At 67.6% G+C, this 15,451-nt stretch carries 16 protein-coding genes; 5 read left to right on the forward strand and 11 right to left on the reverse strand.

Features of this window, described 5'->3' with window-relative positions; translation table 11 throughout:
* The 5 genes from IEW34_RS26795 (at position 1) to IEW34_RS26815 (ending at position 5,309) form a co-directional block, all read left to right on the forward strand.
* Positions 1-450, forward strand: a complete 450-nt coding sequence (locus IEW34_RS26795; RefSeq protein ID WP_188612302.1) for a MaoC/PaaZ C-terminal domain-containing protein — start codon at positions 1-3, stop codon at positions 448-450.
* Positions 451-521: 71 nt separating this feature from the next.
* Positions 522-1,724, forward strand: a complete 1,203-nt coding sequence (locus IEW34_RS26800) for an ABC transporter substrate-binding protein (RefSeq protein ID WP_188612303.1) — start codon at positions 522-524, stop codon at positions 1,722-1,724.
* 268 nt (positions 1,725-1,992) lie between these two features.
* Positions 1,993-2,964 carry a GAF domain-containing protein gene (locus IEW34_RS26805; protein WP_188612304.1) on the forward strand — a complete coding sequence of 324 codons (972 nt, stop codon included), beginning with the start codon at positions 1,993-1,995 and terminating at the stop codon, positions 2,962-2,964.
* Positions 2,965-3,109: 145 nt separating this feature from the next.
* Complete coding sequence (gene adh, locus IEW34_RS26810; RefSeq protein ID WP_188612305.1) at positions 3,110-4,627, forward strand: aldehyde dehydrogenase; 1,518 nt, start codon at positions 3,110-3,112, stop codon at positions 4,625-4,627.
* 289 nt (positions 4,628-4,916) lie between these two features.
* Positions 4,917-5,309, forward strand: coding sequence for a DUF779 domain-containing protein (locus IEW34_RS26815; RefSeq protein WP_188612306.1), 393 nt, complete (start codon positions 4,917-4,919; stop codon positions 5,307-5,309).
* Positions 5,310-5,331: 22 nt separating this feature from the next.
* On the opposite strand, the gene IEW34_RS26820 is transcribed toward IEW34_RS26815, so the two are convergent.
* The 11 genes from IEW34_RS26820 to IEW34_RS26870 form a co-directional block, all read right to left on the reverse strand.
* Positions 5,332-6,123 carry an enoyl-CoA hydratase/isomerase family protein gene (locus IEW34_RS26820; RefSeq protein ID WP_188612307.1) on the reverse strand — a complete coding sequence of 264 codons (792 nt, stop codon included), beginning with the start codon at positions 6,121-6,123 and terminating at the stop codon, positions 5,332-5,334.
* Positions 6,120-7,709, reverse strand: a complete 1,590-nt coding sequence (locus tag IEW34_RS26825; RefSeq protein ID WP_188612308.1) for a class I adenylate-forming enzyme family protein — start codon at positions 7,707-7,709, stop codon at positions 6,120-6,122. The genes IEW34_RS26820 and IEW34_RS26825 overlap by 4 nt, the downstream gene beginning before the upstream one ends.
* Before the next feature lie 233 nt (positions 7,710-7,942).
* Positions 7,943-8,236 (reverse strand): hypothetical protein, encoded by a 294-nt coding sequence (locus tag IEW34_RS26830; RefSeq protein ID WP_188612309.1) that lies wholly within the window; start codon positions 8,234-8,236, stop codon positions 7,943-7,945.
* Between the two features lie 602 nt (positions 8,237-8,838).
* Complete coding sequence (locus IEW34_RS26835) at positions 8,839-9,054, reverse strand: hypothetical protein (RefSeq protein WP_188612310.1); 216 nt, start codon at positions 9,052-9,054, stop codon at positions 8,839-8,841.
* A gap of 8 nt (positions 9,055-9,062) precedes the next feature.
* A complete protein-coding gene (locus IEW34_RS26840; protein WP_188612311.1) occupies positions 9,063-9,689 on the reverse strand; it encodes an acyl-homoserine-lactone synthase in 627 nt (208 codons plus the stop codon).
* Positions 9,690-10,306: 617 nt separating this feature from the next.
* Positions 10,307-11,131: a LuxR family transcriptional regulator gene (locus IEW34_RS26845; RefSeq protein ID WP_188612312.1), complete on the reverse strand. Its 825-nt coding sequence runs from the start codon at positions 11,129-11,131 to the stop codon at positions 10,307-10,309.
* 475 nt (positions 11,132-11,606) lie between these two features.
* Positions 11,607-11,867 (reverse strand): hypothetical protein, encoded by a 261-nt coding sequence (locus IEW34_RS26850; protein WP_188612313.1) that lies wholly within the window; start codon positions 11,865-11,867, stop codon positions 11,607-11,609.
* A 354-nt stretch (positions 11,868-12,221) separates the two neighbouring features.
* Positions 12,222-12,728, reverse strand: a complete 507-nt coding sequence (locus IEW34_RS26855; protein ID WP_188612503.1) for an OsmC family protein — start codon at positions 12,726-12,728, stop codon at positions 12,222-12,224.
* Positions 12,725-13,534, reverse strand: a complete 810-nt coding sequence (locus tag IEW34_RS26860; RefSeq protein WP_188612314.1) for an ABC transporter ATP-binding protein — start codon at positions 13,532-13,534, stop codon at positions 12,725-12,727. Before IEW34_RS26860 ends, IEW34_RS26855 begins: the two co-directional genes overlap by 4 nt.
* A complete protein-coding gene (locus IEW34_RS26865) occupies positions 13,534-14,388 on the reverse strand; it encodes an ABC transporter permease (RefSeq protein ID WP_188612315.1) in 855 nt (284 codons plus the stop codon). Before IEW34_RS26865 ends, IEW34_RS26860 begins: the two co-directional genes overlap by 1 nt.
* A gap of 4 nt (positions 14,389-14,392) precedes the next feature.
* Entirely contained in the window at positions 14,393-15,379 is a 987-nt protein-coding gene (locus tag IEW34_RS26870; RefSeq protein WP_188612316.1) for an aliphatic sulfonate ABC transporter substrate-binding protein, read from the reverse strand.
* Positions 15,380-15,451 lie beyond the last annotated feature (72 nt).

The raw sequence follows: 15,451 nt of genomic DNA on the forward strand, positions 1-15,451 counted from the left end.
ATGCACACGCTTTTCTTCGACGACTTCGAGATCGGACAAGAATTCGTCAGTCCGGGCCGGACAGTCACCGACACCGATCTGTCGCTGTTCTGCATGCTGTCGGGCGATTGGCATCCGATCCATTCCGACGAGGAGTTCGCCAGGACGACGCCGTTCGGGCGCCGCATCGTCGGCGGCGTCTTCGGCATCGCGCTCGTCACCGGCATGATGGGGCGCTGGGGCATTTTCGAACGCTCGGTCGAAGCGATGCTGTCGATCGATGATTGGCGCTTCCTGGCGCCGATCTTCGTGGGCGACACGCTGACCGTGCGCATGACCATCATGGGCAAGAAACCCACCAGCGACGGACGGCGCGGCGTCCTCGATCGCGGCTTCACGATCGTCAACCAGGCCGGCTCGCCCGTGCAGGAAGGCCGCTCGGCCGCGCTGATCAAGCGCCGCGACGAATAGGCCACGCTCGGCCGCAGGCATCGCCCGGCGACTTGCCGGAATACGCAATCAAGACAGACGGGGAGGATGGGATGAGAACGAACAGGTTGCTTTGCGCTGCCCTCATGAGCCTGGGGCTGGCCACGGCCGGACGGGCCGAGGACGGCCCCATCAAGCTCGGCGTCCTGAACGACCATTCCGGAGCCTATGCCACGATCGACGGACCAAGCTCGGTCGACGCGGCCCGCATGGCGGTCGAGGATTTCGGCGGCACCGTCCTCGGCCGCAAGGTCGAGATCATCGGCGCCGACCATCAGAACAAGGCCGACGTCGGCGCCGCCATCGCCCGCAAATGGCTGGATGTGGACGGCGTCACCGCCATCGTCGACGTGGCCGTGTCGTCGGTCGCCTTTGCCGTGCAGGAACTGGCGCGCGAGCGCAACAAGATCGTCATCTTCTCCGGCGCCGGCAGCTCCGACCTCACCGGCAAGGCCTGCTCGCCCACCAGCGTGCACTGGACCTACGATACCTACGCGCTGACGGCGGGAACCGCCGGCGCGCTGGCCCGGCAGGGCGGCAATTCGTGGTACTTCATCACCTCGGACAACGCTTTCGGGGCCGCGCTTCAGCGCGATGCCACCGCCGCCCTCAAGGCGGCCGGCGGCAGCGTCGTCGGCACATCGCTGCACCCGGCGCCCACCGCCGACTTCTCCAGCTTCGTGCTGCAGGCGCAGGCTTCGAAGGCCAAGATCATCGCGCTCGCCAACGCCGGCGACGATACTAAGAATGCGGTCAAGGCCGGTCGCGAATTCGGGCTCAGCGGCCAGCAGCAGATGGTCGGCCTGCTCACCCTGCTACCCGACGTGCACGGTCTGGGGCTGGAGGCGGCGCAGGGCCTGCTGCTGACCGAGTCGTTCTACTGGAACGCGAACGATGAGGCGCGCGCCTTCTCGAAACGGTTTTTCGCCCGCAACCACGCCATGCCGCACATGGTGCCGGCGGGGGTCTACGGCGGCGTCCTGCACTATCTGAAAGCGGTGAAGGCCGCGGGAACGACGGATTCGGCCGCGGTGATGAAGGCGATGCGCGATCTGCCGATCAACGACGTCATGACCAAGAACGGGCGGGTGCGCGAGGACGGCCGCGTCATGCGCGACTTCTACCTGTTCCGGGTCAAGAGCCCCACCGCATCTAAGGAACCGTGGGACTATTACGACCTGGTGGCGACGATCCCCGCCGAACAGGCTGCACGCCCGCTGTCGCAGAGCGAGTGCCCGTTCATCCGGCGGAAATAGTGCCGCTCCGTCCAGCGACGGTCCCGGGATCGCGGTAGAGCGCGGAAGAGCCGCATTCTCGAGCTACCTCCCCGAAACAGCCCGCCCCCGGGCCAGCCCGAGGTCCCGCGACAGTGCCGCCGGGCCAGGGGCTGGCCCGAGCTCACGCGCGGGCCGGCAATTGACTCGGCACCGGCCTGAAGCGGAAGATCGTCGCAAGTGCATCGATGCCTGTCCGAACCATGACGGCCTTACGAGAATGCAGAGCGGGGGACATGGGTGAGCCGGCATGGGCGAGACCAAGGTGCATCACGCCGATCGAATCTTTACGGCCCTGAGGGATGGGGCCGCGACGGCACAGTCAGCATTGGCCGCCTCCTGGTCGCGCTCGCTGCGGACTTACGGGCTTGACCCCGACCACTCCCGGCCGCCGCGGCGCCTCAGCGAAAGTGAGTTCGGCACGGCCTTCGAACGTACGGAGAGCCTGACGCGGCTGGCGCAGCCGGTGCTCGACCGCTTGTTCCAGTCCGTGGGCGAGGCCGGCTGCTGCGTGCTGTTGACCGATCGAGACGGCGTGCCGCTCGACCGGCGCGGCGTTGCCGGCGACGATGCCGACTTCCTCAGGCTGGGCCTGTGGACCGGCATGGTGTGGAGCGAGGCGAGCGAGGGCACCAATGGCGTCGGCACCTGCCTTGCCGAAGGCAGGCCGCTCACCATCCAGCGGGATCAGCATTTCCTCACCCGCAACATCGAGCTCAGCTGCACGGTGGCGCCGATTTGGGATGCGCGAGGCAAGCTCGTCGCCGCCCTCGACGTGTCGACGTGCCGGGCCGATCAAACCCCCGCCACGCTGAGGCTGATCGCAGCCGCCACGCGCGAGGCGGCGCAGCGCATCGAGGCGGGCCATTTCCGCCAGACCTTCCACCACGCGCGGATCGTGCTCGGGCAGGATACCGATTGCGGTCCGGGCGGGCTGCTCGCCGTCGACCGGGAGGACCTGGTCGTCGGCGCCAGCCGCGCCGCACGCGTCGCCTACGGGCTCACCGACGCGCAGCTGGCGCGCCCGCTGCCGGCGGCCGACGTCCTCCGCGGCGAGGCGGCGGAGCCGGCCGAGGACCTGGCAGCCGCCGAGCGCGGCGCCCTGCAACGGGCCCTGTCGCGCACCCGGGGTAACGTCGCCGCTGCAGCCCGCCTGCTCGGCGTCAGCCGGGCCACCATGCACCGCAAGCTCGCCCGCCTCGGCCTCGACCGCCGCCGCTGACGGCTCGCCATTTGCGGCCCTGATGTGTCGCAGGATTGAGACACATCAGGCGCGCAAACGGCGCCATGCCTCCTGACAGCCGCGCCCGCTGCACCGATCATCCGGCCATGTCCTGCACAAGCCAGGCGTCTTCCGGAGGAAACCCATGAACAAGCCCGAATTCATTCGCGCCGCGGCAACGCCGTTCAAAGCGCGCTACGGCAACTTCATCGGCGGCCGCTGGAGCGAGCCGGTGAATGGCCGCACCTTCGACAACTACTCCCCCGTCGACGGCCGCGTGCTGTGCCAAGTCGCCCGTTCCGACGCCGCCGACATCGACCTCGCACTCGATGCGGCCCATGCCGCCAAGGAGGCCTGGGGCCGCACCAGCGTGGCCGAGCGGGCCCTGCTGCTGAACCGCATCGCCCAGGTGATGGAGGACAACCTGGCGCTGCTGGCCCAGGCCGAGACCTGGGATAACGGCAAGCCGATCAGAGAGACCACGGCGGCGGATCTGCCCCTCGCCATCGATCACTTTCGCTACTTCGCCGGCGCCGTCCGGGCGCAGGAGGGCGCCATCTCGGAGATCGACCACGATACGGTCGCCTATCATTTCCACGAGCCACTCGGCGTCGTCGGCCAGATCATTCCCTGGAACTTCCCGCTGCTCATGGCGGTTTGGAAGCTCGCTCCGGCCCTCGCCGCCGGCAATTGCGTGGTGCTCAAGCCGGCGGAGCAGACGCCGGCCTCGATCCTGGTCCTCGCCGAGCTGATCGCCGACATCCTGCCCCCCGGCGTGCTCAACATCGTCAACGGCTTCGGCCTTGAGGCAGGCAAGCCGCTGGCGTCGAGCAGCCGCATCGCCAAGATCGCCTTCACCGGCGAGACGACGACCGGCCGGCTGATCATGCAGTATGCCAGCCAGAACCTGATCCCTGTGACGCTCGAGCTCGGCGGCAAGTCGCCCAACATCTTCTTCAAGGATGTCACCGCCGAGGACGATGATTTCTTCGACAAGGCGATCGAAGGCTTCGTCATGTTCGCGCTCAACCAGGGCGAAGTCTGCACCTGCCCCAGCCGTGCGCTGATCCACGAGAGCATCTACGACCGCTTCATCGAGCGGGCACTGGAGCGCGTAAAGGCCATCAAGCAGGGCAATCCGCTCGACCCGGAGACGATGATCGGGGCCCAGGCCTCATCGGAACAGCTTCAGAAGATCCTCAGCTACTTCGACATCGGCAGACAGGAGGGTGCGCAGGTGCTGACGGGCGGCGAGCGCAACGAGCTGCCGGGCGACCTCGCCGGCGGCTTCTACGTCAAGCCGACCGTATTCAAGGGCCACAACAAGATGCGGATCTTCCAGGAGGAGATCTTCGGCCCCGTGGTCTCGGTCACCACCTTCAAGGACGACGAGGAGGCGCTCGTCATCGCCAACGACACGCTCTATGGACTGGGCGCCGGGGTGTGGACTCGCGACGGCAGCCGCGCCTACCGGTTCGGTCGGGCGATCCAGGCCGGCCGCGTGTGGACCAACTGCTACCACGCCTATCCGGCGCACGCCGCGTTCGGCGGCTACAAGCAGTCCGGCATCGGGCGGGAAAACCACCGCATGATGCTCGATCACTATCAGCAGACCAAGAACCTGCTGGTCAGCTACGCACCCAAGAAGCTCGGCTTCTTCTGAATCCGGCAGCCCCGCCCCTCCCCCCGGTCCCACTGGCGGGGGCTGTCGGCCCCTGCCCGGCACGGTTTCGTGCCGGGCATTTTTTTCTGCGCGCAGTATACCGAAGCGATCGCTTAGAGCATTTCCGCGTTTCTTCGAATCGCGACAATACTCTATCTGTTTGTTTTGTCGCGTTTTCTTCACGCGAACCGGCGTCCACTTCGCTCGAAAACGCTCTAATATAAGTTGAGGGAATGAGAGCAGGCAGGCCTTGGCCTCCGCCGGCTCGCACGCCCCCCGGGAGGCCGCCATGGCTGACGACAATCCCCCGCGCGTTTTGGCGACGCCCGCCGCACTCGCCCTGATCGCCACCTTGCGGGCGCAACACGGCCCGATCCTCTTCCACCAGTCGGGCGGCTGCTGCGACGGCTCCTCGCCGATGTGCTACCCGCAGGGCGAGTTCATCATCGGCGATCAGGACGTGCTGCTGGGCGAGATCGGCGGCGCGCCGGTCTATATCGGCGCCGCGCAGTTCGGCGTGTGGCGCCATACGCAGTTGATCATCGACGTCGTGCCGGGCCGGGGCGGCATGTTCTCGCTGGACAACGGCACCGAGCAACGCTTCCTCACCCGCTCGCGCACCTTCTCCGGCGAAGAGCTGTGCCGCCTCGACACGCCCCACGCGAACGCGCCGATCGGGTGATTTCACCCGATCGGAACGCGCTTCAGCGCCCGGTGAAGCGCGGCCTGCGTTTCTCGGAGAAGGCGCGCATACCCTCCAGGAAATCGTCGCTGCGGATATAGGCCTCGAAGGTCGTGATCTCGTTGCGGAGTGCTCCCTCCAGCGGCTGACTGAGGCCATCGGCGGCGAGTTGCTTGACCCAGGCGAGGCCGAGCGGACTCAGACCCGCCATGTGCCGCGCGAGCGCAGACACGGTGGCCTCGAGCTCGGCTGGCGGCACCACCTCGTTGACCAGGCCCCAGCGCAGCAGCGTCTCGGCCGGCACCAGTTCGCCGGTGAGCAGCAACCGCCGGGCGACGTTGACCGGCAGCTTGCGCGGCAGCCGCACGCTGGAACCCGAGCCCGGCAACACGCCGTACTTCAGGTGCCCGTCGCCGATCTGCGCGCCGGCCGCGGCGATGACGATGTCGCAGCACAGGATCAACTCCAGCCCGCCCGCCACGGTGACACCGTTGACCGCGGCGATCACCGGCTTGGGCAACTGCTCCAGGCGCAGGAACAGGTCCATGGAGCGGCGCAGGTCTCCGGCGAACTCGCGGTACTCGGCGCCCTCCAGGCGGCCCAGGAAGCCCTTGAGGTCGCCGCCGGCGCAGAACGCCCGCCCCTGCCCGGTGAGCACGACGACGCGCACCTCCGGGTCGGTCTCGACCGCGGCGATGGCGCGGGCGAGCCCGGCGACCATCTCCTGCGACAACGCGTTGAGCTGATCGGGACGGTTGAGCCTGATCCAGCCGACCTGATCGGCGACCGTGTAGAGAACCGCCTCCGCGCTCATTCCGCTGCCCTTCCGGCCTTTGCCTCATCGCTCTTCAACACATCCTCCAATTCGTGCCGCTTGATCTTGCCTGTGGTGCTGCGCGGCAGCTCGGCGTCGGCGACGAAGCGAACCGCCTTGGGCAGCTTGTAGCCGGCGATCTTGCCGCGGCACAGCGCCACCACCTCCTCGGCGGTCAGCGTCGGGTCGTTGCGCACCACGAAGGCCACCGGCACCTCGCCCCAGCGGGTGTCCGCCCGGCGCACCACCACCGCTTCGGCGACCCGCGCAGAGGCGAGCAGCACGCGCTCGATCTCGGCCGGGTAGATATTCTCCCCGCCGGACTTGATCAGGTATTTGCGGCGGTCGACGAACTCGAGCGTGCGGTCCGGATTGCGCACGAAGACGTCGCCCATGTGAAACCAGCCGTTCTGGAAGTCCTTGGCCTCCGGCACCTTCCAATAGCCGCTGAACAGGGTGGGCCCGCGGAAGGCGAGCTCGCCGGGCTCGCCATCCGGCACGTCATCGTCGTCGGGATCGACCAAGCGGATGTCGCAGAGCGAGTTCTGCTCCTTGGGCAGCCGCTCCTGGACGACGCCGATGGGGATGAGATTCTTGCTGGCGGGCGGGCTGCCCGTTTCGGTGGAGCCGAAGCTGTTGATGTAGGGCGCCTGCAAGATCTCGGTGAGCTCGGCGATCTGCTGGCGCGGCACCAGATCGGCCATGCAGCCGACGCTGCCCAGAGACTTGGGCCGGGCGCCGGAGCGCTTCAGCTCGGCGATCACCTGCTCGACGGTGCCGGGCATGACCTGCAGCCAGCCGACCTCCTCGCCCGCCGCGCCGGCGACGATCGCCTCCACGTCGAAGCCGTCGACGATGATCACCTTGCCGCCGCGCATCAACATGGCCAGCATGTTGTCGGTCGACACCATGTGGAACATGGGCGCCCAGGCGATGAAGGACTTGCCCTGGGCAAAGGTGCCGTCGATCTCGCCGATGAGGCGGCGCGCGATCATCGCCCGCTGGCTGATGACGGCGCCCTTGGGCAGGCCCGTGGTGCCGCTGGTGTACAGAATGACGAGGCCGTCCTCCGGATGCGCGACCTCCGGCGGCTCGCGCTCGGCGGTCCGCGCCAGCGCGCGCTCGTAGGCCTCGCCCAGCACGATCACGGGGCCGCAGTCGCAGCCCAGGCTCGCCAGCATGACGGCGTGGCGCTCGGAGACGAAGGTCATCCGGGGCTCGACCAGGGTCAGGCAGTGCACCAGCTCCTCCGGCGCCAGGCGCCAGTTCTGGCAGGCGACGATGACGCCGAGCTTGGCCGCGGCGAGCTGGAGCTCGGCGTATTCGAGACGGTTCTCCGAGAAGATGGCGACGCGGTCGCCGCGCACCACGCCGTGCGCCGCGATGACGGCGGCGAGCCGGTTGACCCGGGCGTTGAGCTCTCCGTAGGTGAGCCGCTGTCCGCCCTGCTGGAGCGCGATCTCGTCTCGGCTGCGAATGACCTGGGCGCGGAACAGGGCGCCGACCGTCAGCAGCCCTGCCGCCTGGGCGAGCGGGCCGCCGAAGGCGCCATGCGTGGCTGCGGTGACCGGACTTTGCGTTGCCATGGGCACTCCCCGTGTTTCGTCCCGTGTGTTTCTATCCCGGGCGTCCTTATCCCGAGCGTCTTTGTCGTCGGTGCGCCGCGTCTTGCGCGCGGCGCGACTGTAGAGCGGCACCTCGATCGGTGGGAAGCGCTATCCGGCCGCCTGCCCTGTGCCCGGCCGACAGCCCCTGCAATCGGCCGATCGCGACCCGGATGGAGCCGTGGCTCCGATGTCCTGCGGAGTTGTCCCGCCCATCAACGCGCCGGCTTGCTCTGCCCGACCGCGGTTGCAAGGGCGGAAAACGTCTGCGGCTCCCCGTCCTCGCGCGCGTTGGCAAGCTTGAGCAGGCGAATCGGAAAAACCATCGCCTCATGGTTGGCGACGCTGAGATCCGGCGGCCGGCGGTGGTCTTCGACCGCGGCCTGCTCGGCCTGCGCCAGGGCCGAGGCGACCTCCTCGCGCGAGACCAGGCCCTTGCGCTTCAACAGATCGGTGAGCGCGGCGAGCGCCAGCAATACGCCTTCGAGCTGCAGATTTGCTGTGTTCATCGATGCCTCCCAAGCTGCACCGGCCGTCGCCCTGCAGCGGCCAGTCCATTGTCGTCCGGAGCATGGAGCCACGCCGGGGCTGGTTCGGCGGCCCGATCGCACTCGGCGCATGATCTCCGCATATGGGCGCGGAGTCCCCCGGAAAGATCAGGCCCTGGCGCCTTCCCTCGGCGGCTGACGCTCGCGGGCGGTCTCGAAGCTGTCCGGCTGCGCAATCCATCGATACGGCGCTTGGTTCCGCCGGTCGCGCGCACGGCGCCGGCAGCGCCTCGGAACCATCGGCCTACGCGGCGGTTATCGCGCTGGAGGTGCCGCGCGCGGAGGGCGTGCAGTGAGCGAGCTGAAACTTCGCGGGACCGAGTTAGCGGCCGCCGGGTCCGCGTAACGGTCATGCGCGCAGCTCTCGCCATCGCCACGACGGTCGCCCTGCTCCTAGGCACCATTTGGCTGGTGAGGCTCGACCTTGCACCCCTGCCACCGGATCTGCCTGGCCAAATGCGGTTGGGCGAGCCCGGAAACCTCTCCTGAAACCGGCCTGACAAAGAAAAAACCGCCCGGAGCACGGCTCCGGACGGCGCTGATCACGTCTGCGAACGGACGCGTCAGTTGGACGCCAGCGCGCGCGCCGGGCGCCCCTCATCAAGACCGCAGTCGGCCTCTTCCTCGAGATGGTTCTGCAGCTCGGCGAGGCTCTGCCGGGCCTCCTCCGTCGCCATGGCCAGCAAATAGCTGAGCATCGGCAAGCCGAGCAGCTTGGCCTTGCGCACCGACCGGTTGCAAGTCTCCGTCAGCTCGATCAACGAAATAAGGTCGGTCATGATGGTCCTCAGGCAACCAGGAGCGACGGAACGGGCTCAAGCACCGGCTCGTAGATCCCGAGTGCCTCGCGCGTGCTGTGCAGCATGGCTTCATCGACATAAGCAAAGAAGGGCGCGATCTCGTAGTCGTCGTACATCACCGGCGACGCCAGCGGCACGATATCCCAGCCGTATTCCATGAGACGCTGGAGCGACCATAGCCGCCCTTCCATCACCAGCCCGGTGACCCCCATGCGCAGCGATGTCTCCACGACAGCGAGCATGATCCGCCGCGTCCGTGGATCGAAGGCGCGCGTCTCGCTCTTGGACACCGGCACGGCACAGCGGGTCAGCTCCCAGATGGTGGGCCCCTGCGGGGCCGGCGCGCCTTGCAGGATCTCCGGATAGACGTGCGTGAGCAAATGCGGCTTCATCGTCGGCAACAGCCGCGAGTAAGCTTCGACCGAGCCGTCCGCCGCGTGCTCGATGATGTGCACAGCATCTTCTGTATCGAATTGATCGATCTCGCGACCGTCCGGCTTACGCAGCTTGTGCCAGCGCATATACTCAACAAAATACTTATGCCGAAAACGGTATACGTCGTCCATCAACTCGCTTCGTCGGAAGCTGTCCTGGCCGGATACGACGATTGCCATTGCATTCCCCTTTGAGGTTCGGAGAAGCAATGTAGATAATATAGCGAGCGGCGTAGAATGGGGAAAATTCCCTCTTGACTGCGGAATACGCTGGGTGCAGCGCAGCAGCGATCACGACGGAATAGGTCTACGGAGCGCGTTTCGACGCCAGCGACTCACGCGAGCTGCGAAGACCACCTTCCATTCCGCAGCTTGCAGTTCTTCGGACTCGCTCGGAGCAGCCCCCCCTCACGCGACCTCGTGCGGTCGGGACAAGCGACGCTCGGCATGTTTCGGATAGAGGAATGCCACGCCGAGCACAAGTCGTTCGATCGACTGCAGGGACCGGACCGACGCATCCCGCAAGGCCGATCCGTGACCACGCGTCTATTGAACACGTCTCTCCGACCGCCGCGTTTCAACGCATCAGCTATCCCAGGCATGCTCGTAACAAGCATGCCCGCAAGTCACGTCGCCCGTCTTGGCGATGCTCTCGCCCGGGTATCGGCCGGCCGGCAGCCAAGCCAAGCCAAGCGGCTAGAGTATTTCCGCGTTCTTCGAATCGCCAAAATGCTCTATCTATTTTATCTATCGCGTTTTCTACACGCGAACCGGCGTCCACTTCGCTCGAAAACGCTCTAGTTGATATAGCCCCGGCGCAGAGCATTGGCGACGGCCTGCACCTTGTTGACGGCGCCAAGCTTGCGGATGGCGCGATCGAGGTGATGCTCGACGGTCTTGTTGGCGAGCCCCAGAATCACCGACGTGTCCCAGGCGCTCTTGCCGGCGGCGGCCCATTTCAGGCACTCGGTCTCGCGCGCCGTCAGTGAATCGCCCAACGGCTGGTCGGACCGCCGCGTCAGCAGCACGGCCTGCGTGTGGGCAAAGATGCCGACGAGATGCAGGGAGAGCAGGTGCTCGCGCGGCAGATCGAGCGGATGCTGCGCCGAGAACGAAACGGCCGACTGGAAGCCGCTGAGATTGAAGATCGGAATCGAAAGCCCGTCGCGCAAACCGAAATCGGCAGCTTCCGCCATGACGCAAGCGCCCTCGGCGTCGACCGACGCGCCCCGCCACAATAGGAGTTCGGACGTCTGCCTCAGGCAGCGCACCACCGGGTCGCGCCGATAATGCGAAGCCGCCTGATAGCGCGCACTCCACTCAGGCCAGCCGGCGATGAGCACGTGCTCGCGCACGTCGTCGCTGTCCGGCAAGCCACTGATGGTGAAATTATCCAGGCCGTACGCCGCCGTCGCCCGTACGATCTCCTCCGCAAGTCCGGCTTGATTGTCGACTCCTTTGAGCCGTTCAATGGCCTCGCGGGCGAGGTCTCCTTCCATTCGAAAACCCCTTGGAACAAACCGTGGGAGGATACCGACTGACGCACACTCTCCGCGCCGGATGAGCCTTCGCGGACCCGCCGTTGCGCCGGAACGACAGCCTTTCGGGGCCGTGCCCGGCAATTTCGATCAACGCATAAGCGACTGCGGTGACGACCTGGGCGCCAAACGCCCCGCTTACCCTTGAAATTATTGCACCAACAAGGTTTTGAGTGTCAACGCGTCGAATGAGGGATGGCGCTGCCGCCGTCCGGCGGCGGTAGCGACGACCGCCTCCCCGGCCGCGCTGCCCTCGGGCACGAGATGGCCACGGACGGCGATCCGCTGCGCTGCAACGCTTGACCCCGTCTCGATCAGAGGCGGGCGCGGGCTGGGATCGCGTTCATCCAAGTCTTTGAATTTGCGCCGTTTTTGTCCGCTTGGGCGCCATTTGGCCGGCCCGCATGCTGTCGGCGACATCTCGTGCCGACCGCGGGTATCTCCGGGGTCCACGCGATGGGAGCGGTAAGCCTAACCGCCACGGCGACGCTGCGCGCGAAGCCGCGGTCGTTCACATATCGCTCAGGATCGCCGACGATTCGCCAGCGGCCTCACGACGTCAACGGCCGCCGCAGTTCGAACAGATGCTCTTGGTGGTCCGGTCCCCCTCGGCGTTCTTCTGCTCCTGCAGCTTCTGCGCCCGGTCTTCGGCCGTGCCGGTGGGAACGTCGGACGGACGCGGCTGGCGGTGGCCGGTCGGTGCCGTCCCGCCGGCGCCCGCCGTCCCTCCCGGCGCGCCGGCCCCTCCCATCCCGCCGCTCTGGGCGAGCGCGGCGCCAACCTGAGTCACGACGAAAACGACGATGAGAACCCTGCGCATGCCGACCCCTGCTTCAACCCGACCGATATGCAACGGCCATGGCGCCCGGGAGGTTCCACCCTGAGCGCTGCGGCGTTCATCTCGATGGTCAGAAGGGCTTCGCCGTCATGCGTGCGCACCCGCACGGCCAACCCACGACAACGGCTTTACGCCTAGTCCATCAGCCGGGGGAAAAGCCATGATGAAGGTTCAAATTGCCTTGTACGCCATCATCACGATCAGCACCGCGATCGTCGCCATCCCGCTGCTGGCGGCACTCTCGGCGGGCTGAGGCGCCGAGGTCCCGCCGCGCCGCCGCTCTGAGGCTGGACCGCTCCTGCGGGCACGCGCGTCCTCGCCTCGCCCGCCGGAAGCCTAGCGCCGCACTTCGACTGACAGCTCGGGGCGGTGATTGAGGGTCTGGAAGACGACGCAATAGCGTTCCGTCAGCTTGATGAGCAGGTCGATCTTGTCCTGCGGCGCATCCGTGTCGATGTCGAAGCGCAGGCGTATCGCCCGGAAGCCGACCGGCGTCTCCTTGTCGACGCCGAGGGTGCCGCGGAAGTCGAGGTCGCCTTCCGCATGCACGCGGCCCGCCTTGAGCGGCACCTCGAGCGCCGTCGCCACCGACTTGAGCGTCACGCCGGCGCAGGCCACCAGGGCCTCCAGCAGCATGTCGCCCGAGCACAGCTCCGCCCCGGAGCCGCCGGTGGCCGGATGCAGGCCGGCAATGGCAAGCGCGCGGCCGGTCTCCACCTTGCAGGCGATGCCGTCCTGATCGATCGAGCCGTCCGCCTTGAGCGTGATCACGGCCGCGTCCGGCGCCTCCCGGTAGCGCTCCTTGATCGGCGCCTGGAGAGCCCTGAGTTCCTGCGCATTCATCCCCATCGTCGTCTCCCTGTGGCTGGCGTCGCCTTCGCCGCGCTGTCGCCGGCAGTTCCCGGGAAGCGCTCTCGGCCGCCGAGCGAAGCATCGAGAGCCCTTAGCACGCGGTGCTTGGCACTGTCGAAACCGAGATCGAGGGGCCGACGCGGGCGCGGCAGGTCGACGCCGATGGTCTCGAACAGGCGGCCCGGGTTGGGCTGCATGACGACGACGCGGTCGCCGAGCGTGACGGCCTCCTCCACGTCGTGCGTGACGATGACGACGGTGGGCCGGCTCTCATCCCACAGGGCCAGCAGGTGCTCGTGCAGGCTCGCCCGGGTCATGGCATCGAGCGCCGAGAATGGCTCGTCGAGGAGCAGCGCCTTCGGGCCGGGCACCAGCGCGCGGGCGATCGAGACGCGCTGCTGCTGGCCGCCGGACAGCTCCCGCGGCCAGCGATCGGCGTGGGCCGTCAGGCCCACCCGCGCCAGCGCGTCGTCGACCTTGTGGCGACGGACCGCGGTGGCCATGTGCTGGAGCCCGAAGCCGGCATTGTCGCGCACCCTCAGCCACGGCAGCAGCCGCGCCTCCTGGAACGCCAGGCCGACGGCCGGATGCGGCGCGTCGATAACCTCGCCGTCGATGCGCACCGCACCCTGGGTCGCCCGGTCGAGGCCGGCCACGAGCCGCAGCAGAGTGGTCTTGCCGCAGCCCGAGCCGCCGACGATGGCGACGATCTCGCCCGCCTCGACGGCGAGCGACACGTCCTCGAGCGCTCGCGTCCCGTCGGCATAGACTTTGGACAGGGCCTCGATCGACAGCATCAGAGGCGATCCCGCGCCGTGTCCTGCCAGGCGAGCAGCGGCGCCGTGAGCGCCACGATCAGGCTATCGCAGAGCTTGCCGAGCACGGCGAAGGTGATGATGGCGGCAAGGATCTGGTCGGGCTTGCCCAGTTGCTGGCCATCGACGAGCAGGTAGCCGAGACCCTCCGATGCGCCCATGAACTCGGCCGCCACGACGAACATGAAGCCGAGGCCGAGGCCCGAGCGCAGGGCGGTGACCCAGGCAGGCAGCACCGCCGGCAGCAGCACCCGCCGCACCAACGCCAACGGGCTGAGGCGGAACACGCGGCCGACCTCGATGAGCTTGCGGTCGACCGAGGCGATGGCGCTCATCACGCCGAGATAGACCGGGAAGAACACGCCGACGGCGATGAGCGTGACCTTCGAGGCCTCGAAGATGCCGAGCCAGAGGATGAACAGGGGCACCCAGGCGATCGATGGAATGGCGCGTAGCGCCTGGATCGTGGGATCGAGCACCCGGCGCAGCGGACGCGACGCGCCGGTCAGCGCGCCGACGGCGGTCCCCGCCGCGGCACCGACGGCGAAGCCGAGGCCGATGCGCGACAGCGTCGCCAGCACGTGAGTGGCGAGGTCGCCGGAGCGCGCGAGCGTGACCAGGGTGTCGAAGATGCGGCTCGGCGGCGGCAGCAGACGGCCCTGCACCAGGCCAAAGCGGATCGCCGCTTCCCAACCCACGGCAACGACCAGGGGCAGCACGACGCCGACGAGCCAGATCCCCGCGGCCGGGCGGCGCGTGGCCGCCCCGCCCGCATCTGCCGCCGGTGCGGCGTCGGCGGCCGGCGGCCGCCCGGAGATCAAGTCGACGGAGGCCATGCGCTCAGTTCGTCGTCTTGGCGAGGTACTGCGGATCGATGAGCTGATCGACCGCTGCCGTCACGTCGGTGTCGGCGGGGAGCACGCCCGCGTTCTTGAGGGCGTTGCCGGCGGCCAGGATCGACTGGCGCTGAGGATCGCCGATGGCGCTGGAGGTCAGGTCGGTGCGCTCATCGATCTGCCGGTCGATCACGGCGGGCGGCAGCTTCGTCACCTCGGCGAAGGTCGCCTTGAGCGCCGGCTTGTTGGCGAGCGACCACTGGCGTGCCGCTTCGTAGGCGGCCAGCACCTTGCGGACGAGATCGGGATGCTGCTTGGCGAATTCCTCGCGCACGTTGAGGATGCCCCAGGTGTTCGCCTCCGGCTTGCGGAAGAACAGCACGTCGCCGTTCTCGATCTCGGCAGCGGCCATCATGGGGTCGAGGCCGGCCCAGGCGTCTACATCGCCGCGGTCGAGGGCGAGGCGCCCGTCGGCGTGCTGGAGCAGCACGAACTTGACGTCCTTGTCGGTGAGGCCGGCGTCAGCCAGTGCCCGCACCAGGAAGATGTGGGGATCGGTGCCGCGGGTGACGGCCACACGCTTGCCTTTGAGGTCGGTCACGGCCTTGACGCCGCTGTCCTTGCGGGTGACGAGCGCGGTCCATTCCGGACGCGAGTAGACGTAGACCGACTTGATCGGATTGCCGTTGATGCGGGCGACCAGTGCCGCCGAACCGGCGGTGGAGCCGAAATCGATCGAACCGGCGTTCAGGAACTCCAGCGCCTTGTTGGAGCCCTGCGACTGCACCCAACGCACCTTGATGCCGTCCTTGGCCAGCGCCTTCTCCAAGAGCCCCTGCTCCTTCAAGACCAGGCTGACCGGGTTGTAGGTGGCGTAGTCGATGCGGATCTCCGAAACCTCGGCAGCCCGCGCAGGCGCCGCCAGGCTCAGGCCGGCGAGAAGGGCGAGACCGAGCCGCCGGAGGCCGACGAGCGAAGGAAGGGCTTGCATGGGTGGCTCCAGACCGACCGGTGGATGTTGCTGCCGCATGATCTACAGCGCCAAGTCGCGCCGTCAACGATT

The organism is Chelatococcus reniformis (genome assembly GCF_014640075.1).
GTDB lineage: Bacteria > Pseudomonadota > Alphaproteobacteria > Rhizobiales > Beijerinckiaceae > Camelimonas > Camelimonas reniformis.

Bases quoted from the DNA above. Each gene is read 5' to 3' on its own strand.
- IEW34_RS26860 (WP_188612314.1), bottom strand. From the start codon at position 13,534: ATGCTGTCGATCGAGGCCCTGTCCAAAGTCTATGCCGACGGGACGCGA.
- IEW34_RS26855 (WP_188612503.1), bottom strand. From the start codon at position 12,728: ATGAATGCGCAGGAACTCAGGGCTCTCCAGGCGCCGATCAAGGAGCGC.
- IEW34_RS26835 (WP_188612310.1), bottom strand. From the start codon at position 9,054: ATGACCGACCTTATTTCGTTGATCGAGCTGACGGAGACTTGCAACCGG.
- IEW34_RS26825 (WP_188612308.1), bottom strand. From the start codon at position 7,709: ATGGCAACGCAAAGTCCGGTCACCGCAGCCACGCATGGCGCCTTCGGC.
- IEW34_RS26865 (WP_188612315.1), bottom strand. From the start codon at position 14,388: ATGGCCTCCGTCGACTTGATCTCCGGGCGGCCGCCGGCCGCCGACGCC.
- adh (WP_188612305.1), top strand. From the start codon at position 3,110: ATGAACAAGCCCGAATTCATTCGCGCCGCGGCAACGCCGTTCAAAGCG.
- IEW34_RS26820 (WP_188612307.1), bottom strand. From the start codon at position 6,123: ATGAGCGCGGAGGCGGTTCTCTACACGGTCGCCGATCAGGTCGGCTGG.
- IEW34_RS26815 (WP_188612306.1), top strand. From the start codon at position 4,917: ATGGCTGACGACAATCCCCCGCGCGTTTTGGCGACGCCCGCCGCACTC.
- IEW34_RS26850 (WP_188612313.1), bottom strand. From the start codon at position 11,867: ATGCGCAGGGTTCTCATCGTCGTTTTCGTCGTGACTCAGGTTGGCGCC.
- IEW34_RS26795 (WP_188612302.1), top strand. From the start codon at position 1: ATGCACACGCTTTTCTTCGACGACTTCGAGATCGGACAAGAATTCGTC.
- IEW34_RS26840 (WP_188612311.1), bottom strand. From the start codon at position 9,689: ATGGCAATCGTCGTATCCGGCCAGGACAGCTTCCGACGAAGCGAGTTG.
- IEW34_RS26800 (WP_188612303.1), top strand. From the start codon at position 522: ATGAGAACGAACAGGTTGCTTTGCGCTGCCCTCATGAGCCTGGGGCTG.
- IEW34_RS26870 (WP_188612316.1), bottom strand. From the start codon at position 15,379: ATGCAAGCCCTTCCTTCGCTCGTCGGCCTCCGGCGGCTCGGTCTCGCC.
- IEW34_RS26830 (WP_188612309.1), bottom strand. From the start codon at position 8,236: ATGAACACAGCAAATCTGCAGCTCGAAGGCGTATTGCTGGCGCTCGCC.
- IEW34_RS26805 (WP_188612304.1), top strand. From the start codon at position 1,993: ATGGGCGAGACCAAGGTGCATCACGCCGATCGAATCTTTACGGCCCTG.